This is a genomic window from Variovorax fucosicus (assembly GCF_030316825.1).
GTDB classification, from domain to species: domain Bacteria; phylum Pseudomonadota; class Gammaproteobacteria; order Burkholderiales; family Burkholderiaceae_C; genus Variovorax; species Variovorax fucosicus.
This window is the reverse complement of record NZ_JASZYU010000004.1, coordinates 241,157-261,024: the sequence shown is the minus strand read 5'-3', so window position 1 is coordinate 261,024 and position 19,868 is coordinate 241,157. Positions and strand designations below refer to the sequence as shown.

24 protein-coding genes are annotated in these 19,868 nt (G+C 67.2%); 16 read left to right on the top strand and 8 right to left on the bottom strand.

The annotated features are described in order from the left end of the window. Window positions 1-35: 35 nt before the first annotated feature. The 3 genes from QTI05_RS23420 to trmB are packed head-to-tail and all read left to right on the top strand — an operon-like array spanning window position 36 to window position 2,778. Window positions 36-1,115 (top strand): NAD(P)/FAD-dependent oxidoreductase, encoded by a 1,080-nt coding sequence (locus tag QTI05_RS23420; protein WP_286619797.1) that lies wholly within the window; start codon window positions 36-38, stop codon window positions 1,113-1,115. Next, window positions 1,112-2,014: a tRNA glutamyl-Q(34) synthetase GluQRS gene (gluQRS, locus tag QTI05_RS23415; protein WP_286619795.1), complete on the top strand. Its 903-nt coding sequence runs from the start codon at window positions 1,112-1,114 to the stop codon at window positions 2,012-2,014. Before QTI05_RS23420 ends, gluQRS begins: the two co-directional genes overlap by 4 nt. Before the next feature lie 5 nt (window positions 2,015-2,019). After that, window positions 2,020-2,778, top strand: a complete 759-nt coding sequence (gene trmB, locus QTI05_RS23410; RefSeq protein WP_286619793.1) for a tRNA (guanosine(46)-N7)-methyltransferase TrmB — start codon at window positions 2,020-2,022, stop codon at window positions 2,776-2,778. A 20-nt stretch (window positions 2,779-2,798) separates the two neighbouring features. On the opposite strand, the gene QTI05_RS23405 is transcribed toward trmB, so the two are convergent. Continuing rightward, window positions 2,799-3,278 carry a TonB family protein gene (locus QTI05_RS23405; protein WP_286619791.1) on the bottom strand — a complete coding sequence of 160 codons (480 nt, stop codon included), beginning with the start codon at window positions 3,276-3,278 and terminating at the stop codon, window positions 2,799-2,801. Between the two features lie 113 nt (window positions 3,279-3,391). Between QTI05_RS23405 and QTI05_RS23400 the strand changes: the two genes are divergently transcribed. The 3 genes from QTI05_RS23400 (at window position 3,392) to QTI05_RS23390 (ending at window position 5,510) form a co-directional block, all read left to right on the top strand. Further along, a complete protein-coding gene (locus tag QTI05_RS23400) occupies window positions 3,392-4,423 on the top strand; it encodes an MBL fold metallo-hydrolase (RefSeq protein ID WP_286619789.1) in 1,032 nt (343 codons plus the stop codon). Between the two features lie 62 nt (window positions 4,424-4,485). Then, window positions 4,486-5,022, top strand: coding sequence for a nucleoside 2-deoxyribosyltransferase (locus QTI05_RS23395; protein ID WP_286619788.1), 537 nt, complete (start codon window positions 4,486-4,488; stop codon window positions 5,020-5,022). 134 nt (window positions 5,023-5,156) lie between these two features. Next, window positions 5,157-5,510 (top strand): hypothetical protein, encoded by a 354-nt coding sequence (locus tag QTI05_RS23390; RefSeq protein WP_286619786.1) that lies wholly within the window; start codon window positions 5,157-5,159, stop codon window positions 5,508-5,510. Between the two features lie 21 nt (window positions 5,511-5,531). On the opposite strand, the gene QTI05_RS23385 is transcribed toward QTI05_RS23390, so the two are convergent. Beyond that, window positions 5,532-6,248 carry a hypothetical protein gene (locus QTI05_RS23385; RefSeq protein ID WP_286657922.1) on the bottom strand — a complete coding sequence of 239 codons (717 nt, stop codon included), beginning with the start codon at window positions 6,246-6,248 and terminating at the stop codon, window positions 5,532-5,534. 267 nt (window positions 6,249-6,515) lie between these two features. Then, entirely contained in the window at window positions 6,516-7,229 is a 714-nt protein-coding gene (locus QTI05_RS23380; protein ID WP_286543084.1) for an autoinducer binding domain-containing protein, read from the bottom strand. Between the two features lie 236 nt (window positions 7,230-7,465). Here QTI05_RS23380 and QTI05_RS23375 point away from each other — a divergent pair, with 236 nt between their 5' ends. Together QTI05_RS23375 and QTI05_RS23370 are read left to right on the top strand one after the other, a co-directional pair. Continuing rightward, window positions 7,466-7,933, top strand: a complete 468-nt coding sequence (locus QTI05_RS23375) for a DUF4902 domain-containing protein (protein ID WP_286619782.1) — start codon at window positions 7,466-7,468, stop codon at window positions 7,931-7,933. Window positions 7,934-8,008: 75 nt separating this feature from the next. Then, window positions 8,009-8,584 carry an acyl-homoserine-lactone synthase gene (locus QTI05_RS23370; protein ID WP_286657921.1) on the top strand — a complete coding sequence of 192 codons (576 nt, stop codon included), beginning with the start codon at window positions 8,009-8,011 and terminating at the stop codon, window positions 8,582-8,584. An 11-nt stretch (window positions 8,585-8,595) separates the two neighbouring features. Here the strand turns inward: QTI05_RS23370 and QTI05_RS23365 are convergent, their stop codons facing one another. Both QTI05_RS23365 and QTI05_RS23360 read right to left on the bottom strand, forming a co-directional pair. Then, window positions 8,596-9,861, bottom strand: coding sequence for a cation:proton antiporter (locus QTI05_RS23365; RefSeq protein ID WP_286619779.1), 1,266 nt, complete (start codon window positions 9,859-9,861; stop codon window positions 8,596-8,598). Window positions 9,862-9,918: 57 nt separating this feature from the next. Then, window positions 9,919-10,824, bottom strand: a complete 906-nt coding sequence (locus QTI05_RS23360) for an SDR family oxidoreductase (RefSeq protein ID WP_286619777.1) — start codon at window positions 10,822-10,824, stop codon at window positions 9,919-9,921. Between the two features lie 101 nt (window positions 10,825-10,925). On the opposite strand from QTI05_RS23360, the gene QTI05_RS23355 reads away from it, so the two are divergent. The 3 genes from QTI05_RS23355 to QTI05_RS23345 all read left to right on the top strand — a co-directional run bounded on the left by QTI05_RS23355 (window position 10,926) and on the right by QTI05_RS23345 (window position 13,006). Continuing rightward, window positions 10,926-11,372 (top strand): hypothetical protein, encoded by a 447-nt coding sequence (locus QTI05_RS23355; RefSeq protein ID WP_286619775.1) that lies wholly within the window; start codon window positions 10,926-10,928, stop codon window positions 11,370-11,372. Between the two features lie 114 nt (window positions 11,373-11,486). Beyond that, complete coding sequence (locus tag QTI05_RS23350) at window positions 11,487-12,044, top strand: phosphatase PAP2 family protein (RefSeq protein WP_286543073.1); 558 nt, start codon at window positions 11,487-11,489, stop codon at window positions 12,042-12,044. 44 nt (window positions 12,045-12,088) lie between these two features. After that, window positions 12,089-13,006, top strand: coding sequence for a CoA transferase (locus QTI05_RS23345; protein ID WP_286619774.1), 918 nt, complete (start codon window positions 12,089-12,091; stop codon window positions 13,004-13,006). A 29-nt stretch (window positions 13,007-13,035) separates the two neighbouring features. Here the strand turns inward: QTI05_RS23345 and QTI05_RS23340 are convergent, their stop codons facing one another. Then, window positions 13,036-13,971 (bottom strand): pseudouridine synthase, encoded by a 936-nt coding sequence (locus tag QTI05_RS23340; RefSeq protein ID WP_286619773.1) that lies wholly within the window; start codon window positions 13,969-13,971, stop codon window positions 13,036-13,038. A 70-nt stretch (window positions 13,972-14,041) separates the two neighbouring features. Here QTI05_RS23340 and QTI05_RS23335 point away from each other — a divergent pair, with 70 nt between their 5' ends. Continuing rightward, on the top strand, window positions 14,042-14,479 hold the full coding sequence (locus QTI05_RS23335; protein ID WP_286543067.1) for a universal stress protein: 438 nt from the start codon (window positions 14,042-14,044) through the stop codon (window positions 14,477-14,479). A gap of 35 nt (window positions 14,480-14,514) precedes the next feature. Here the strand turns inward: QTI05_RS23335 and chrA are convergent, their stop codons facing one another. Beyond that, on the bottom strand, window positions 14,515-15,882 hold the full coding sequence (chrA, locus tag QTI05_RS23330; protein ID WP_286619772.1) for a chromate efflux transporter: 1,368 nt from the start codon (window positions 15,880-15,882) through the stop codon (window positions 14,515-14,517). 77 nt (window positions 15,883-15,959) lie between these two features. Here chrA and QTI05_RS23325 point away from each other — a divergent pair, with 77 nt between their 5' ends. The 4 genes from QTI05_RS23325 to QTI05_RS23310 all read left to right on the top strand — a co-directional run bounded on the left by QTI05_RS23325 (window position 15,960) and on the right by QTI05_RS23310 (window position 18,688). After that, complete coding sequence (locus QTI05_RS23325; RefSeq protein WP_286657920.1) at window positions 15,960-16,655, top strand: phosphatase PAP2 family protein; 696 nt, start codon at window positions 15,960-15,962, stop codon at window positions 16,653-16,655. 35 nt (window positions 16,656-16,690) lie between these two features. Next, a complete protein-coding gene (locus QTI05_RS23320; protein WP_286543063.1) occupies window positions 16,691-16,933 on the top strand; it encodes an acyl carrier protein in 243 nt (80 codons plus the stop codon). Next, window positions 16,930-18,135 (top strand): beta-ketoacyl-[acyl-carrier-protein] synthase family protein, encoded by a 1,206-nt coding sequence (locus tag QTI05_RS23315; protein ID WP_286543062.1) that lies wholly within the window; start codon window positions 16,930-16,932, stop codon window positions 18,133-18,135. Before QTI05_RS23320 ends, QTI05_RS23315 begins: the two co-directional genes overlap by 4 nt. A 106-nt stretch (window positions 18,136-18,241) precedes the next feature. Continuing rightward, a complete protein-coding gene (locus QTI05_RS23310; RefSeq protein ID WP_286543061.1) occupies window positions 18,242-18,688 on the top strand; it encodes a universal stress protein in 447 nt (148 codons plus the stop codon). 7 nt (window positions 18,689-18,695) lie between these two features. Here QTI05_RS23310 and QTI05_RS23305 read toward each other — a convergent pair whose 3' ends face one another. After that, window positions 18,696-19,676: a Bug family tripartite tricarboxylate transporter substrate binding protein gene (locus QTI05_RS23305; protein ID WP_286543059.1), complete on the bottom strand. Its 981-nt coding sequence runs from the start codon at window positions 19,674-19,676 to the stop codon at window positions 18,696-18,698. Window positions 19,677-19,868: the final 192 nt, after the last annotated feature.

The following is a 19,868-nucleotide window of genomic DNA, read 5'->3' as shown; positions in this document are numbered from 1 at the left end:
TGCCGATCCAGATCACACACAAGAAGAGAGACCGTATGCCCGCTCGCCCTCCCGCCGACCGCCACCGAACCCCTGTCGCTGCTGCGCCGCGCCACTTCGCCATCGTCGGCGCGGGCATCGCGGGCGTGGCCTGCGCGCGCACCCTCCTCCAGGCGGGCCATCGCGTCACGGTGTTCGAACGCAGCACCAGCCCCGGCGGCCGCATGGCCAGCGAAAGCACGCCGTTCGGCCGCTTCGACAGCGGCGCCCAGTATTTCACCGTGCGCGACGAACGTTTTGCGCTGGCGCTGCAGACCACGCCGCAGCTGTGCAGGCCGTGGAGCGCCAACCTCGTGCGCGTGCTCGACGCCCACGGCCGTGTGGCCGAGGCTGCACTGCCCGCGCGCGAACCGCACTGGGTCGCACAACCTGGCATGGACGCGGTGGTGGCCGCATGGGCGGGCCCACTCGGCGACGCGCTGATGACCGATACGGCCGTGAGCCGGATCGAGCGCGACGCACTCGACGGCAAGCGCTGGCAACTGCGCACCGAAAGCGCCGGCGGCGGCACCCATGTGTATTCCGGCTTCGACACCGTGCTGCTGGCCGTGCCGCCGGCACGGGCCCGCGCGCTGCTCGGCGATGGCGCGCTGTCGGCCGCGCTGAGCCGCCAGGTCGATCCGGTGCGCGTCGCGCCCTGCTGGACGCTGATGATCGCGTTCCCGCAGGCCAACCAGCCCACCATGTCGCACCTCGGGCCGCAGTGGAACGCCGCACGCAGTACGCACCACCGCGTGGCCTGGCTGGCCCGCGAATCGTCCAAGCCGGGCCGCGAGCGCATCGAACGCTGGACGCTGCAGGCCAGCGCCGCCTGGTCGCAGGAACATCTGCGCGACGATGCAGCGCGCGTCGAAGCCAAGCTGCTGCGCGCCTTTGCCGAGATCACCGGCATCCATGCCACGCCCAGCCACGCCCAGGCGCGCTGCTGGAGCGAGGCCCAGACGCAGGTGCCGGCAGGCAAACCGCACCTGTGGGACGCCAAGGCCCGCATCGGGCTGGCCGGCGACTGGTGCACGGGCCACCGGGTCGAAGACGCATTTCTTTCGGGCTTGTCGCTCGCCCTAGCCGTGGCGTGATTCCGACCGGCCGGTTCGCGCCTTCACCCACCGGGCCGCTGCATGCCGGCTCGCTGGTCGCGGCGCTGGCCAGCTGGCTCGATGTGCGGGCCCGCGGCCCGCAGGCGCGCTGGCTCGTTCGCATCGAAGACGCGGACACCGAGCGCTGCCTGCCCGGCATGGGCGAAACGATCCTTCGGCAACTCACCGCCTGCGGCCTCGTGCCCGACGCACCGCCAGCGTGGCAGACCCGACGTGTTGCGTACTACCAGCAGGCGCTCGACCGGCTCCGGGCCGATGGCCTCGCCTACCCCTGCGGCTGTTCGCGCAAGGACATCGACGAGGCCTTGGCACGGCGCGGCGTGCCACACCAGCGGCATGGCGAGCGCATCTACCCGGGCACCTGCCGCGAAGGACTGCACGGCAAGGCTGCGCGGGCCTGGCGCTTTGCGACGGAAAAGTCAGAGGCCGGGGCAGTGCATTGGCTGGATCGCCGGCTCGGCGCCCAGCGCCAGGACGTGCGTGCCGAGGTCGGCGACTTCGTGCTGAAGCGCGCCGACGGCCCTTGGGCCTACCAGCTTGCGGTGGTGGTCGACGATGCGGATCAGGGCATCACCGACGTCGTGCGCGGCGAAGACCTTGCCGACAACACGGCGCGCCAGATCCTGTTGCAGCGCGCGCTCGGCCTGCCGACGCCGGGCTACCTGCACACGCCGCTGGTGCTGGCGGCCGACGGGCAGAAGCTCTCCAAGCAGAACGGCGCCGAAGCACTCGACACACGCACGCCACAAGCCGCGCTGGAGGCGCTGCAAGCCGCCGCACAGGCACTCGGCCTGGCCACGGGCAGTGCAACGGCGATCGCCGACGCGCTGGCCGATTGGGTGCCCGCGTGGCGCGATCTCTACAATCCGCGGCCGTGAGCCCCATGCCTTCTTCTCTCCCCCCTTCGCCGCCGCCCGCAGACCCTGCGGACGATGCCAAGCCACATCCGTTGCACCGCCGACTCAAAAGCTTCGTCAAGCGCGGCGGCCGCACCACCGAAGGCCAGGCCAAGGCGTACGAAGACTTCGGGCCGCAGTTTCTGGTGCCTTACCGCGCCGAGTCGCTGGACTTCGACCTGGCCTTCGGCCGCCACGCACCGACCGTGCTCGAGATCGGCTTCGGCATGGGCGAGGCCACGGCGCACATCGCGGCGCTGATGCCGGACAGGAACTTCCTCTGCTGCGAAGTGCACGAGCCCGGCGTCGGCAAGCTGCTCAAGCGCTGCGGCGAACAGGGCATTGCCAACATCCGCATCGTGGCGCACGACGCGGTCGACGTGCTCGACCACATGCTTCAGCCCGGCACGCTTGCCGGCGTGCACGTGTTCTTTCCCGACCCGTGGCACAAGAAGCGCCACAACAAGCGCCGGCTGATCCAGTCGCCCCTCGTGCGCAAGCTGGCAGAACGCCTGGCACCCGGCGGCTATCTGCACTGTGCGACCGACTGGCAGCCGTATGCCGAACAGATGCTCGAAGTGTTGTCGGCCGAACCGATGCTGCGCAACACGGCGACCGACGCCAGCGGCTATGCGCCGAAGCCCGACTACCGGCCGCTGACCAAGTTCGAGAACCGGGGCCTCAAGCTGGGGCACGGCGTGTGGGATCTGGTGTTCCAACGCGCAGCGCCGCTGCATCGCAGCTGACGATTCGCACTGCCGCTGGTTCAGTCGTCCACCCGGAACTCGAACGGCATGCGCAACCGCGCCGGCACGGCCTCCCCCGAGGCGGCCCGCGCAGGCGCGAAGCGCCACTGCACGAGCGCCGCCTGCACGGCCTGCGCGAACAGTGGATGCGACGACTGCAGGATCTCCACGGCCTCGGCGCGCCCTTCGGCATTGACCTCGAAGCTGACGACAACGCGGCCCGGCATCGCGTCGTTCGCCAGGGCGGGCGGATAGCGCGGCGGTGGGCGCGTCAACGGGCGTGGCGCTTCCACGAAGGCCAGGAGCCTCGGTTGCGGGCTGATGCTGCGCGACGGCGAGACGACCGCAGGCTCGATCGTCACGGTCGGCCGGGCTGCCTGGCTTTCGGTGCGATCCGCGGCCTGCTCCTCCAGCGTCGGCGGGCGCTTGGGCATGGTGCAGGCAACGAGCGCTGCGCACAGCAGCAGCGCGGTCGTGCACAGGTGGCGTCGGGCTTTCATCGACACGAGTGTGCCGCATGGCACAGGGCGCTCAACCCAGCAGCTTGGCCAGAGTGCCCGAGTCGCAGAATGACGTGTCCACAATAAGCCGCATCGACGGCTCGGAGACAGCAATGGCATACCGCAAGAATCGAGCAGATACCCTTCTGCTGAAGGCAGCCGTCCTTGCAGCGGCTGTCGCTCTGGCCCAGGGCTGCGCGCAGACCACGGCACAACGGCAGGCCCCGTCGGACGCCACAGTCGCCGCACATGTTGCGGCCGCCACGCGTGCGGCCGGATCCGATCTGACGGCGCTGTTGACTCTTTGCAATCCCGCTCCCGCCACGCGGCCGCCCCAGGCCGAGTTGGACAAGGGCCTTGCAGCATTCATCGCCAAGCCCGCACCGCCGCCGGGCCAGGCTTTCGACAACCTGTATTTCGTGGGCGCCGACTGGGTCAGCGCCTGGGCGATCAAGACTTCTGACGGCATCATCCTCATCGATGCGCTGAACACCCAGGCGGAGGCCGCTGCACTGATCGAAGGCGGCATGCGCAAGCTGGGCCTCGATCCGGCGCAGATCAAGTACGTGATCGTGACGCACGGGCACGGCGACCACTACGGCGGCGCGCCGTACCTCGCGCAGAAGTACCGTGCGCGCGTCGTGATGAGCGAGGCCGACTGGATCATGACCGAAACCAGGCTCGAGTTCGCAACGCCGATCTGGGGCGCGCCGCCGAAACACGACGTTTCCGTGAAGGACGGTGAGAGCATCACGCTCGGAGATACCTCCGTTTCGCTGTACATCACGCCGGGCCACACCATGGGCACGATCTCGCCAGTGTTCGACGTGAAGTACGGCGGCAGGAAGCACCGCGTCATGCTCTGGGGCGGCACCAGCTTCAACTTCGGCAAGGACATGCCGCGGCTGGACGGCTACATCGATTCAACGCGGCGCATGAGCACGGTCGCACAGGCACAGCGGATCGACGTGCTGCTGTCGAATCACTCGGGCGTCGACGGCTCGCAGCCCAAGCTGGCTGCACTGCGCCAGCAGCCGTCCGCCGCGGCCAATCCGTTCGTGATCGGCACGCCCGCCGTGGAGCGCGCATTGAACGTGATGGGCGAATGCGCCCAGGCGCAGCGCGATCGGTTCGCGCTGCAATAGGAGGCTGTGACGCGGCGCGCGGCCGGCGAATACGTTGATTGACGTAGCGCGAAAATGCATCCATGCCCAACCGTCCCCGTATCTACCTCGCCGGCCCCGACGTCTTCTTTCCCGACCGCGAACGGATCTTTGCCGCCCTGAAGGCCCATTGCGACCGTCTCGGCCTGGTCGGCATGGAGCCGTCCGACGGCGACACCGGCACCGGCTTCACCGGCAGCGACGACGAGCGCGCGCAGCGCATCTACGAAGGCAACATCCAACTCATCCACGAGGCCGATGGTGTCATCGCCAATCTCATGAGCTTTCGGGGCCACGAGCCCGATTCCGGAACCGTGTTCGAGGTGGGCTTCGCCACTGCGCTCGGCAAGCCGGTGGTCGCGTATGGCGTCCCTGAAGGCAGCTATTCGGATCGTGTGCGCGAGACCATCCCATGCATCGAGGACAGTGAAGGCGCAACGAGAGAAGCGGAAACCGGCGCGATGGTGGAGGGCCTGGGGCAGCGCCTCAACCTGATGCTGACGCGCTCGACGCAGACCGAAGTCTCGGCGGCGGCCGCGCTGCGACGGCTCGCCAAAATCCTGGGCGTCGGCCGGGCCTGAGCCTGCCGAAGGCCGTTGGCGCGGCCGTCACCTACGCCCCCTGCGTGCGCATGCCGACAGGGTGGTTGCCACCCCGCTCGAACACTCCCACACTACGGTCGGCAAGGTGCTGCCCGATTCCTCCGGAGGTTCTCATGAACACCTACGACGTCAAGACTCCTTCCCAACTCGCCGACGAGGCCAGTGCCACGGCGAACGAAGCCATCGACTCCGCAAGAAACTTTGCCCAGGCGTCCAAGGGCATTGCGGCCGATGCCGTGAGTTCCCTGCGCGGGAGCGCACAGGATGCCAGGCAGGTGGGCCAGGACGTCGTGGATGCGGCGGGCAGGAAAATCGACGACATCAAAGCCCAGGTCGACAGCGCGCGCAGGCAGGGCGAACAGTACGTCGCCGATCAGCCCGTGCGCGCGGCGCTGATGGCCGCCGCAGGCGGTGCCGTGTTGACGGCACTGCTCATTTCCTGGATGCGAGGTGGTCGCCGCCGGTGAAGACGCCGATCCGGGCGGGGCTCAGAGCGCGCCGCACAGCGCGAAGGCATACGCAGCGTCTTGCGTTGCAACAAAGCCATTTTGTGGGGGAAGGCTCAGGTCGACGGACGAGGCGCTGGGCTGCGCCCTCGACGGCTCGTTCGAGAACCGCCGCACGACACCTTCCCGCTTCGCCGGAAGGGCCGGGCTCTTGCCACGGGGTTTCACGACGATGCCTTCGATGCGCTTCCTGTCGTGCTCCACGATGGCCTGCCGGTCGCCGTCGACGACGCAGAGTGTTCCCTGCTCCGTTTCCAGCACATCCCGGAAGCGATCCCACACCATGGAGATCGCCGGCTTGATGCCCAGGAGTTCGGACTCCGTGCGCAGCGCATGCGCGGCCAGTTCGGCCGGCAACTCGATCGGAACGCAGGACACAAGCTGCCCGTTGCCATCGGACGGTGCGGCAAAGTAGAACGCCGCGCCGCTCGCATCCTGCTCGAACAGTTGCTCGTATCGCGCCCGCGCATACGCATCCCGCATGCCCCGATCGATCAACGCCGGTGACCAGGGAAGCACGAAGTACTGCGCTTCGGTGGGGCCGATGATCCAGACGATCGACCGGCGCGGCGGTCCCTGCGTGATCCAGGCTGCCAGCGCATCCATCGCGCCGGCACGCTCCCCTGCGTCGAATTCAAAACGTTCCTTGCGCGTCACGACTGTCTTGCGCCACTCGCGCTTCAGTTCGCAGGCGATCAAGGCGTCCGAAGCAAGGTGCACTCGAATTTGTGCGCTGACGGGTAGGGGTGTCACGGTTGCTCTCCTTGGGTTCGGCCTGCGCGGCAGGTTGCTGCTTCGCAGCACTCCATGGAACAAGCCCTAGGCCCCGATTCAAGTCGACACCATCCCGGCCGGTAACTAGCAATGTTGGTAGGTAGGCGGGGAAAACACCAACGCAATGCGCGACAGCGTGGAAAAATACCGGATGACGCGGTTTTATTTCCCGGCGAACAAGCCTTCGGCCGGTCAGTTCAGCAGGCCCGACAGCAGCGCCTGCACCACGGCGGCCGTCTTGTTCGCGGCCTTCATTTTCTGAACCACGTTCTTGATGTGAAAGTTCACCGTGGGGATCGAAATGGAAAGAATGTCACTGATCTCTCCCGCAGTCTTGCCGTCGGCGCTCCACTTCAGGACTTCGATTTCCCGGGGGGTCAGGGGAACCTCCGGCTGGACTGCGAACTTCGGCTTCATGAGCCTCGAAAGCGACAAATGCGCAGCCTGAACGAGCCAACGCATTTCACTCTCTTTCACCTGCAGTTCACGGGCCGTCAGAACCTCGGTGGCCCGGGAAAGCGTCAACATTCCACCCACCCCGAACCCGTCCAGGCTGGACTGGGCCCATCCGATGCGAAGGCCATGCTCCTTCGCTTCAGCCCACAACTGCTTGGCCGAGTCGAACACCTCGTCGCCCCAAAGGAGCGGCTGCTGACTGAGCCGCCCGTGCCGAACGCTCGGGTCGACCGCGAGGTAGCCCGCCTGCTGGTAGCGCTCCTGCCACGCCTTCGGGTAGTTGTTCAGCGTGATGACCTTGGGGTTCGACACGGGGACGGCGAGCCGCAGGCCATACGCACAGTGCTCGAAGCCCAGTTCATTCGCGGCCGCAAGCAGCGCGCGAAAAACCACTTCCTCGCTGGTCGCCCTATCGAGCGCCGTCAGCAGGTTCTCATTGAATGGCTGCATGGGCGCCCTGCCGCATGGCGGGGTCGGCGCGTAACGCTTCCCGGTTCTGCATAGGTGAATAGGGTGTTGCGCGATGACAGCGCGCTTTGCGTTGCCTCCCTGAATTCCCGAACGATCAATCTAACCCAAATGTCGGCGCAGCACTTGGGTGTTTACCGAGGTCTTACCACTCCAAATCAGGGTGAACCGTGCGATTCATCGCAAGTCACGTCCAACTATCCACTTCAGTCGACTTGATGAAACCACTCTACACCCGCAAGCTTCAACGGACGCCGCGAGAGTCAAAGCGTCATACACCTGGGCAAGCAAACGATATGAATACCTTGTTGTCTGACGGGCTGTTGCGACTGCACCGGCAGGATCTGCGCAATTTCACGTTGACGCATCTGGTCTCCGGACTCGATGACGAAGCCTGCAACGAATGCGAACAGCGATGCGGCGCCAGCACCTCGCTGTCCGGCTACACCGAATGGATCTGCGCCCAGGAGCCGCGCCTGAGCCTGGGTTGGGACTGGCAACTCGAAACCTCGATGACGCCGCGGGTGGTTCGTCTCGGCTTGCCTCGCACGAACATCCTTTTGCTCGACGGCGAGCGCGATCCGTTGCCATGGAACGAAAGCCTGCACGTTCTGGCGACATTCATCGACACATTCGACTGGAACACGCCGGCCTTTCGCGCGGTCTGCCAACGCTATTCGTTCTGACCTATCAGAAATGATAGTTTCGCGGAATCGGGCCGGGGGCTGAAATCTTTCCCACTACAACTGGGAAAGACACAAATGGAAATACTATCTGGACGACCTGGCCACATGACGCAACAGGTATTGAACGATGTCGCGCGATATCGGTACAAAGTATTCGTCGAAACACTCGGCTGGGATCTCGTGACCGAGCACGGTCTTGAACTGGACCAGTTCGATCGCGACGACACTGTCCATCTCGCGGCGCGCGACGAATCCGGGAATGTGATCGGAACAGCCAGGCTGCTTCCAACAACACGGCCTTACCTGCTGGGCGAGGTCTTCCCCCAGTTGCTCCCCGGCGAGCCGCCCCCTTGCGACCCACGCGTCTGGGAGCTGTCCCGCTTCGCCGCGGTCGACTTCACCGCCTCGCAGGGAAGTGCGATGGGCCAGTTCTCCTCGCCGGTGGCGGTTGCGCTGCTCAAGAGCGCGCAGGCTATCGCCCGAAGCAACGGTGCCGAGCGGATCATCACCGTGTCTCCACTGGGGGTCGAACGCCTGCTGCGTCGCGAAGGCTTTCGCGCCCACCGCGCGGGCCCGCCGATGGTGGTCGGCGGACACCCGATTTTCGCGTGCTGGATCGATGTCGGGAGTGCTGACGCGGACGTGCAGTGAGGGGCCGCGGTTCAGCGCGGCGAAGTGGCGTCGACGACGACGCTGTCTGCGGCGGGCTTGGCCGCACGGCCGACGAAAAGCGTCATCAGCGGGCCGGTCATCGCGGTGGTGACCAGCGCCATCACGAGCAACATCGTGAACAGCTCGGGGCCGATCAGGCCCGCGTCCAGCCCGATCTTCATGACGATCAGTTCCATCAGGCCGCGCGCATTCATCAATGAACCCGTGGCGAGGCTGTCGCGCCAGCTGTAGCCGGCCATGCGCGCGCCGACCGCCCCGCCCGCGATCTTGCCGACGGTGGCGACCACCACGATAAGCACCATCGCACCGAGGCTGGCACCCGACAGCGCGTCGGGCGTGGTGCCCAACCCGGCCAGCGCAAAGAACAGCGGCATTAGCACGACGATGGAAATCGGCTCGATGCGCCCCGCCAGTGAACTCAGCAACCGGTCATCGCGCGGCAGGCAGGCACCAAAGAGGAAGGCGCCGAACACGGCATGCAACTGCATCCACTCGGTGAGCAAGGCGCACACCAGCAGGCCGATCATCAGGGAGGCCAGCACGGTCGTCGAAGGCTCGCTGTCCGGTGCGTGCTTGCGCAGCAGCCAGGCATAGGCCGGCTTCACGACGAAAAACAGCGCCACGAGCAGCCCCACGACGCCGCCCGCCGTCTTGAGCAGGCCGGTGTAGCCCTCCCCCGCGCCGGCCAGTGCGACCACGAAGGCGAGCAGGATCCACGCAAACACGTCGACCACGGCCGCCGAGCTGAGCGAAAGCTGGCCGAACGAAGTGCGCGTCATGCCTCGGTCTTTCAGGATGCGCGCCATGACCGGGAACGCAGTGATCGACAGGGCGGCGGCCATGAACAACGCGAAAGGCCAGAAGCCGACACCTGCAGGCGCCAGCGTTGGATAGAGCGCCGGAGAGATTGCGATGCCGAGCACCAGCGGCGCGATCACGCTGAGCACGCCGACATAGCCGGCCGACCGAAGCTGTGCCCGCACACCGTCGTGCGCCCTGAGCTCGAGGCCCACCACGAACATGAACAGCACCAGCCCGAGCGTCGACAGCGACGTCAGCCCCCCCAGCGACGCTTTGGAAAAAAGCTGCGCGTGCAGCGTGGGAAAAAGCGCGCCCATGACGATCGGCCCCAGCATGAGGCCGGCCGCCATCTCGCCGACCACCGCGGGTTGGCCGAAATAGCGCAGCACCCAGCCGCAAGCGCGGGCGGTGGCGAGGATGACGATGAGTTGAAGCAGCAGGGAGATGACGGACATGAAGGGGGCTCGGCGGGAATTCCTTCTCGCATGTTAGTGAAGTTGCCGGCCGGCGCGTCAATTGCCCTCGATCTCGAAAGCCTCCACCTGGCGTCCATCGACATCGGTGAAACCGTACTCGCGCGCGAGATCGGCGACGCGGTGCACGGCGCCGCTCTTGTCCAGCACCAGCGGATCACCCGCGAGTGCCACCACCGCGCGGCCGAGGTAGCGTGGCGACTCCGTGCGCGCCAGCGCCGGGCGATCCTGCCAGTGGGCTTCATCGGTCTTGTGGCCTGCCAGCACAAGCTCGGTGCGCATCCAGCCGGGCGATACGGCGAGCGAGGCCACGCCATGCGGGCGCAGCTCCTGGGCCATGCCGAATGCCAGCCGGCTCATCGATGCCTTGGCCAGGTCGTAGAACAGGTTGCCGCGCAGGTAGCGGTCGCGATCCCAGTAGGTCGTGGTCACGATCGATCCGCGCCCGGCGCGCACCATCATCGGCGCCGCAAAGCGGCTGGCCAGCAGATGGTTGCGCACACCACGGTCGAACATCGAATCCCAGTTGGCCAGTGGATGCTCCCAGAACGGTGCATCGAACACGCCGTTGAAAGTCTCGTGGCCGCCCCACGCGTTGTTCACGAGCAGGTCGATACGGCCCTCGTCGCTCTGCACGCGGTCGAACAACCGCACGACTTCGTCTTCACGCGTGTGGTCGCAGCGCACCGCGATACCACGGCCACCGTGGCGCGTGACTTCGTCGGCCGTCTCGTCGATGCTGCCCGGCAATGCCGCGAGGCCCGACAGCGCGAGCAAGCCGCCGTAGCTGTCTGCCGGCTGCGCGCGCGTGCTTCGCCCGGTGACGTACACGGTGGCGCCCGCGGCACCCAATTCCACCGCGATGCCGCGCCCTGCCCCGCGGCTGGCGCCGGTCACCACGGCCACGCAGCCCTTCAGCGGCCGGTTCGCGTCTTGGTTTTGCATCCAGGAAGAATGCCACACCCCTTACGTCCGCACGCACGACCTGAGCGATTCCTGAACCGGCTGTTCACATCCGCGTCAAACAACTGCCTTAGGCTGGGGGCATGCAGTCAGCATGGCTTCGGCGTTTCGTGACGCGGCACTTCGCAGGATGGTGTCTGGCCGCGCTGTGTCTGGCCGCGCTACAGCCTCTGCTGGCGGTGCATTTCCGCGTCGACGGCTGGGAAGACGAGCCCGGGTTGCGCGTGCGCGGCGCAGACGTGACGCGCTTCGAGCCCGACGAACGCTCAGGCCATGCCGACACGCCCGAGGTCACGCTGTTCGTTCCGTCGGCCGCGACCATCGACCTGCCGCACGCGCTGCAGCACGGGCTCGACCTGCTGATGGCGCTGGTCGGCTTGCTGCTGCCGCTGCTCGTCGCGCTGCGCGGGCTCGGCGTGCCGTGGCAGCCACCGCTGCCCGGCGCGCTGATCCGGCGCAGCCGCGCCCCACCGCTCGCCGCACCCTGGCGGCGCCGGCCGCCCACCCTCGCGCCACCGCTTTCGAACTGAACAACGCGACGCATCGCTGCGCCGCGGGCCCGGTCGCGCGCCCCTGCACGGCCGCCTCTCTTTCTGTTCGAAAAGGTATTGGATGAATGATTTTCTGTTTGCAGGGCGCCCCTCATGGACACGCTGAACCTGCAACTGTTCCAGTGGATCGCAGGCGGTCATGCGCCGAACGGCACGTTGCTGTGGCTGGCGACCCAACTCGCACTCGGCGCTTCCTGGCTCAGCGTGGCGTTGATGGCGTGGGCCGCCTGGCGCCAGCCGGCCGACCGCGCCTACTTCGTGGCCGTGTGCCTGTTGGCCGCCGGCGCGGGCATGCTGGCGCATTCGCTCGCCGCCGCGCTGAACCAGCCGCGCCCCTTCATGCTGGGCCTGAGCCCGTCGTGGCTCGGCCACGGCCATCGTGGTTCGCTGCCGAGCACACACGCGACCGTGATGTTCACGGTGGCGTTGTGTTTCCTGTGGCGGCCGCGGTTGCGCAGCATCGGCTGGGTCGTGACGGCACTGGCCGTGTTGACCGGATGGGCACGCATCTACGTGGGCGTGCACTTTCCGCTCGACGTCGTGGCCGGCCTGCTGTTGGCGGGCCTGCTGGCGGGCTCGCTCGCGTTCGCGGATCGACTGGTTCGGCAATTTCTCAAGACCAGGCCCGCGCGGCAGCGCAGCACGGCGTGAAGACGACAGAATGGGAGCTCAACCCATCTGTTGGACTCCCACTCATGCCGCCTTCCGCTGCCCGCCCCTTCCTGGCTTCAACCGCATTGCAGGGCGTGCGCGTGCTGAGCCTCGCGCTCAACCTGCCCGGCCCGGCGGCGCTGATGCGCTGCCGGCAGATGGGCGCGACCTGCGTGAAGCTCGAGCCGCCAGCCGTCGGCGGCCACTCGTCCGACCCGATGGGCCACTACGCGCCGACCGCCTACGCGCAACTGCACGACGGCATAGACCATGTGCAGGCCGACCTCAAGACGCCGGAAGGCCAGCAGACGCTGCAGGCCGAACTGGCGCAGGCCGATGTGCTCATCACCTCGTTCCGCCCCTCGGCGCTGACGAAGCTCGGCCTGGCCTGGGACACGCTGCATGCGCGCTATCCACGCCTGTCGCTCGTGGCCATCGTCGGCGCGCCGGGAGCGCGCGCCGAGGAGCCGGGGCACGATCTCACCTATCTGGCGGAAAGCGGCCTGGTCACCGGCCTCGACCTGCCGCCCACGCTCTACGCCGACATGGCCGGATCGCTGATGGCCAGCGAAGCGGTGCTGCAGGCATTGCTGCTGCGAGCCGCCTCGAAAGACGGCGCGGGCGTGCAGATCGAAGTGGCGTTGTCGGAGGCGGCCCGCTACCTGGCGCTGCCCCGGCACTGGGGCCTGACCCAGCCGCCCGGCTCGGTCGGCGGTGCGCATGCGGGCTACCGCGTCTACCCCTGCGCCGACGGGCGCGTTGCCATCGCCGCGCTGGAACCGCACTTCGCGCAGCGCCTTGCCGCCGCGGCCGGCCACGACGCCGAATCAGGCAAGGCGATGTTCCGCTCGTCGATGCACAAGGCGATTGCCGACCATGTGGCACGGCTGAGCTGCGACCAGCTCGATGCGCTGGCGCTCGAGAAAGACATTCCGCTCTATACGCTGCGCGACGACGCCTGACGGCGACAGGCCGCCGAGAAGGTCTATGCTCAGGGCTGCCGATCCGGCCAGCCGCCCAGCGAGCGCGCACTCGTGAACGACCGCGCCACGCCCGTGAGCGGATCGACAAAGGCCAGCGAGCGCGCCAGCAACTGCATGGGCCTTGCGAAGTCGTCCGGGCCGTACGGCAGCAGTGTCGGGTAGATCGCGTCGTCCACGATCGGTACGCCGAGCGCATTGCAGTGCACGCGCAACTGGTGCTTGCGGCCACTGACCGGCGACAGCCGCAGTCGCGCGTGGGCGCCGCACACTTCCAGCACCTGCAGATGCGTCTCGGCATTGGGCTCGCCCGGCACTTCGCGCGTGCGCATGAAGTGCGCATCGGGCACAAGCCGGCTGCGGTAGCTGGCGGGCAGGTTCGTTCCGGGCGGCCAGTGCACGATGGCCTCGTATTCCTTGTGCATCGCGCGATCCGGGAAAAGCGCCTGATAGCGGCCACGCGTGGCCGGCGAGACGGAGAACAGCACCAACCCGGCGGTGGCACGGTCGATGCGGTGCAGCGGCACCAATTCGTCGATACCGAGACGGCGCTTCAATCGCACCAGCAGGCTCTGCTGCAGGTAGGGGCCCGACGGCGTGACGGGCATGTAGGGCGGCTTGTCGACGACGACAAGGTGCGCGTCCCGGTGTAGCACCACTTCGTCTTCCGGCAGCCGCGGCTCGGATTCGAGCGCCCGGTAGTAGTAGAGCCGAAGCCGCGGCTGGTAGCGCCGCGCGAGCGTGACGGGCTCGCCGTGCTCGTCGACCACGTCGCGTGCGGCGATGCGTTCGACCCAGGTTTCGCGCGCGATGGCTGGAAAGCGCTGCACCAGAAAATCGAGCATGGTCGGCCACGGACCGTCGGCCGGTAGCGCCACGCAGCTCGGGCCGACGCCGTCCCGCACGGGGAGCGGCAAGGGGGCGGCAACGGCATCAAGCGGCAACATAGGGGCCCACTCTACTGCGTGGCTGCGCGGTCGTCGTATCCTTGCCCCATTCACAGTCTGGAGAACGCGAATGATGAAGATATTGCTGCCGGTGGACGGTTCCGAACAGGCCCTGGCGGCCGTGCGCCACGCGATCCGACTGGTCGAAGAAGGCCTGCAGGCCAACTTCGTGCTGGCCAACGTGCAGGGCCCCGCCAACCTCTACGAAATGGTGTCGGCGCCCGATGTGCAGGTGCTCGAAGAAGTCAGCGAGTTGGCCGGCACCCACCTGTTGGCCTCGGCCGAAGCGCTGCTGCGGCATGCAAAGCTGGAGTTCGAAAGCGAGGTCGGCTCCGGCGACCCGGGCCACACGCTGGTGGACATTGCCGAGCGCTTCGGCTGCGACATGATCATCATGCAGACCAGCGGCGCCGGCGACCTGCGCAGCGCCCTGCTCGGCTCGGTTTCGCACTCCGTGGTGCAGGGTGCCAGCATTCCCGTGATGCTGGTCAAGGCCGTCGGCGACTGACCCTGGCGAGCTGCCGACGGCCACGCACAGGTCTTTCAGTGAGGAATCAGTCGCGGCAACAAGGTGATCGCCAGCCCTGTCAAACCACACGCAGCCAGCAGCGGCATCACGCCGACCTTGAAGCGGAACAGCGCGATGGCTGCGGCCAGCGCGATCAGCGCCGAGGCGATGTCGAAGCCCCCACCGAAGCCCGTCGGCCACAGCACGTGGTACGCGAAGAAAAGCGCCAGGTTGAGGATCACGCCCACCACCGCCGCCGTGATCGCCGTCAGCGGCGCGGTGAAGCCCAGCTTGCCGTGCGTGGCCTCGACCAGCGGGCCGCCGGCAAGGATGAAAACGAACGACGGCAGGAAGGTGAAGAAGGTGACCACCGTGGCCGCCAGCGCAGCCCCCAGAAACAACGCATCCGGCCCCGCCACCTGCCTGACCCAGCCGCCGACGAAGCCGACGAAGGCCACCACCATGATCAACGGCCCGGGCGTGGTTTCGCCCAATGCGAGCCCGTCGATCATCTGCGGGGCCGTGAGCCACTGGTGCTGCTCGACCGCACCCTGGTACACATAGGGCAGCACCGCGTACGCGCCGCCGAAGGTCAGCATCGCGGCCTTGGTGAAGAACCAGCCCATTTGCGTGAGCGTGCCCTGCCAGCCATAGACGACGACCAGCCAGCCCATGGCGCCGGCCCAGAGCCCGAGCCCGACGGCGAGCAGCCGCACGAGCCGGCCGCGCGAGAACCGGGCATGGGCGGGCGTCGGCGTGTCGTCGTCGATGATCGCGGGGCCGTAGCCCAGCTGGCTTGCCGCATGCCCGCCACCCGGTGCGAACACCTGCGGCGCAACCCGCGCGCCGAAGTGCCCGATCAGCGCCGCTACCAGCACGATCAACGGGAACGGCACGTTCAACGCAAAAATCGCAACGAATGCAGCGCCCGAAATGCCCCACAGCCAGCCGTTCTTCAGCGCCCGCGTGCCGATGCGGTGTGCCGCATGCAGCACCAGCGCCGTTACGGCCGGCTTGATGCCGTAGAAGATGCCGGCCACCACCGGCACGTTGCCATAGACCAGGTAGATCCACGAGAGCGCGATCAGGATCAGCAGCGACGGCAGCACGAACAGTGCGCCGGCCACGATGCCGCCGCGGGTGCGGTGCATGAGCCAGCCGATGTAGGTGGCGAGCTGCTGTGCCTCGGGGCCGGGCAGCAGCATGCAGTAGTTGAGCGCGTGCAAAAAGCGCCGTTCACTGATCCAGCGCCGCCGCTCCACCAGCTCGGTGTGCATGATCGCGATCTGCCCCGCCGGGCCGCCGAAGCTGACGAAGCCAAGCCGGAGCCAGAACCAGAAGGCCTGCGCCAGGCTCACAGGGGCAGGGAGGCCGGCAGGACGCAAAGGCAACACGGTGTTCATGGGTCGAGCATATGCTGTGGCCTGTGACGCCACCCCACATGAACCCTCCGATCGATTTGACGCCTGCCCCCTCCTTCATGCAGCCCTGGACGACCGAGATCGCCTTTCGCATCCGCCGGCATTTCTTGCTGAAGTTCGTGGGCACCAGCGTTTTCACCTGGCTGTTCTTCATCGGCTACTTCCACCTGCTGCAGCACCCGGCCTACCCGGTGATGGTGATGCCGCTCACCGCGCTCGATCACCTGATCCCGTTCCAGCCCCAGGCGCTGTTCGCCTACCTGTCGCTGTGGGTGTACATCGGCTTTGCGCCGGGTTTGCAGCGAACCTTCGCCGAGCTGGTCGTCTACGGGCTGTGGATCAGCGGACTGTGCCTGAGCGGCCTGGCATTCTTCTATTTCTGGCCTACGGCGGTGCCGCCGCTGGCCATGGATGTCTCGGGCTACCCCGGCTTCGCGATGCTGCAAGGGGTTGACGCAGCCGGCAATGCCTGCCCCTCGATGCACGTGGCGGTAGCCATCTTCACGGCGATCCGGCTCGAAGACGTGCTGCGCCGAACCCGCACGCCGATGTTCCTGCGGCTGTTGAACCTGGCCTGGTTCCTGGCCATCGCCTGGTCGACGCTGGCGGTCAAGCAGCACGTGGTGCTCGACGTGGCCGCGGGCGCGCTGCTGGGCCTGGCCTTTACCCTGCCCTCGCTGCATTGGCGGCCGGCGCCCGCGCGCGCACTGGCACCCGGCCCTGCAAGTAGAGCGGATATCATCGGCTTTCAATGACAACAGGCCCATCCAGCGGCCATGCGATACAGGCCATGAGTTCGCTCAATGAGTTGCAGGAGCTGATCCACGAGAAGTACGGCATCGAGGCATCGACCCTCGACCCCCATGCTTCGATGCGGGAGAAGGGCTTCGATTCGCTGGCGCTGGTCGAGTTTGTTTTCACGATCGAAGACAAGTTCGGCATCACGATGCCCGACACCGACATGAACATCGACACGCTGGCCGAACTCGCCAACGTGGTCGACAAGATCCGGGCGTCGCAGCCGACCACGTGAACCAACAGGTCGCCGTCACCGGCCTGGGCGTGATGGCGCCGCATGGCGCCGATCCCCACGCGCTGTTCGCGGCGCTCATGCGCGGCGAATCGGCAGTACAGCCGGTGTTCCCTGAGCTGGCCAAGCCTGCCGCCGCTGCGACGGTGGTTTTCGACGAATCGCGCTGGTTCACCAAGCTGCAGCTCGCCGGCGTCGACCGCGTCAGCCAGCTTGCCGTGGCCGCCGCCGACCTGGCCATGCGCGACGCCGGCGCCATGGGCGACGTCGACCCCGAACGCATCGGCATCTATGCCGGCTGCGGCATGGGCGGGGCCGCAGCGCTAGAGGCGGCCTACCGCAGCGGCGGTCGTGTGCCGCCACTCACCATTCCGGCCTTCATGCCCAATGCGCCGGCCGCCCATGTGGCAATGCGCCTCGGCGCGCAAGGCCCGGTGCTCACGTATTCGGTGGCATGCGCCTCGTCTTCGGTCGCGATTGCCGAAGCCGCCAAGGCGGTGCAGCAGGGCGAGGTCGACATCGCGATCGCCGGCGGCAGCGAAGCCCTGATCGTTCCCGGTGTGGTGCTCGCCTGGCAGGCCATGCAGACGCTGGCCGGCTTCCAGCCGGGCGAAACGGCTGGCGCAGTGCGCCCGTTTGCGAGCGATCGCAGCGGCTTCGCACTCGGTGAAGGCGCCGCGTTCCTGGTGCTCGAATCGGCCGAGCGCGCCCGCGCCCGCGGTGCGCGCAGCTATGCCACGCTGGCCGGCTGGGGCAACAGCTGCGACGGGACGCACCTGACCAAGCCCGATGCACAGGGCCAGGCGCGTGCCCTGCGCGCTGCGTTGCGACGCGCGAACCTCCAGCCCGAGGATGTGGGCTACTGCAACGCACACGGCACGGCCACACGCATCGGCGACGTGGTCGAGCACGATGCGCTGGCGGCGGTGTGGGGCGCGCAGTTCGATGGCCTGCGGGTGAGTTCCACCAAGGCGCTGCACGGCCACCTGCTCGGCGCCGCCGGTGCGCTCGAGGCGGTGATCACGGTGCTGGCGCTGCACCACCGGCAGTTGCCGCCGAACGCGAACTGCAACGTGGTCGACCCCGCCTGCAGCATGAACCTGGTGCTGCAGACCGGCACCGCAGCGCCGCAGCTGCAAGCCGCCATCAGCAACTCGTTTGCCTTCGGTGGAACGAACTCGGTGCTGCTCTTCCGCCACGGCTGAGTGCTAGGCGAACTCCCCTAGAACCACGCGAGGCGGTTGAACAACACCGCGCCGCGCGCTATCTTGAAGGGGGGAGACAAGGAGCAATCAACCAAGGAGAGCCATCATGTATGAGCGCATTCTTGTTGCTACCGACGGCTCCGACCTGTCCGAACAGGCCGTTACCACCGCGATCGATCTGGCCGTGCTGACCCGGGCCGATTTGGTTGCCGTTCACGTGGTCCGTATCCACGCGCAAAGCTATTTCGAAGGCGCGCTTCTGTTGAGCCAGGAAGAGACGCACCGAACGCAGGAGCGGGCAGATGTAGAGGGTCAGCGCGTGGTGGAGGCCGTCAAGACCCGGGCGCTGACCAAGGGGGTGCGCAACGTGATGCCTGTCACGCTGAAATCGAACCAGATCGCGGAAGCCATCATCGAGGCGGCAAAACAGCACAAGTGCGGCCTGATCGTGATGGCCTCGCACGGGCGCCGTGCCATTCAGCGCCTTCTGATGGGCAGCGAAACGATGCACGTCCTGACGCACTCGCACACGCCCGTGCTGGTGCTGCGGTAGGGGTTGCTCAGAGCTTGATGCCGGCGCCCTTCACCGCCGGCCCCAGCACCCCGACCTGTGCCTTTACGAAGCTGTTGAACTGGGCCACGCTTTCGCCTTTGGCGACGATGCCGAGATCCACCAGCTTCTGTTGAACCGGCGTCATCTCCAGCACCTGGTTGCACGCTGCATTCAGGCGCGCCACCACATCGGCCGGCATCTTCGCCGGGCCACTCAGTCCGAAGAAGTTCTCGAGCACCAGCTTGGGCTGGTTCAGTTCCGTCACGGTCGGCACATCCGGCATCAGCGGGGAACGGGCCCGGCTGGTCACGGCCACCGGGGTGAGCTGGCCGCTCTTGAAGAAGGTCACGTAGGCGGTGATCACGTCGATGCCGACGGGAATCGTGCCGGCAATCAGGTCGGTGGTCATCGGTGCGCCGCCGCGGTAGGGCACGTGCACCAGGTTCATGCCCGTGACCTTCTTCATCAGTTCGCCGTGGATGTGGCCGACCGAGCCCGGGCCCCCGGAGCCGAAATCGAGCTGGCCCTTGCGCGCCTGCGCCTCGATGTCGGCGAAGGTGCGGATGCCGGATGGCTTGCTGGCCATGATGACCAGCGGCGCCGAGCCCAGATAGGCGATGTGCGTGAAGGCCTCGACCGGGTCGTAGGGTTGCTTGTCGAGCGTGAACGGGCCCAGCGCAATCGGCGTGGTGTTCGACAGCATCAGCACATAGCCGTCCGGCGCGGCCGAAGCCACGGCAGCGCCACCGATGGTGCCGCCAGCACCCGGCCGGTTGTCCACCACGACGGGCTGGCCCAGCAGCTTGCCGAGTTGCTCGGCCATGACGCGCGCCACGATGTCGCTGGCGCCGCCCGGCGGGAAGGTCACGATGATCTTGATCGGCTTGTCGGGCCAGCCGGCTGCGAGGCCCGGCAACGCGAGCGAGCCGGCCACACCGGCGGCCAGGAACTGCAACGCCGAACGGCGGGTGATGGGGGCGGTGGACACGGTCGGCTCCTTGGAAGTGATGGCGTGAAGTGGCTGCGCCAGGCCCTCGCACAAGCAAGTTGAGTGCCGGCAACAGCCTGGGCCAAGCAGCAAACCAATCTCGCCGTGGCCTAGACTGGCGCGCCGACGACCAGATAAATCCCATGACGATCGAGATACCCGGCGACGCCCGCAAGGAGGCCATTGCTTCCA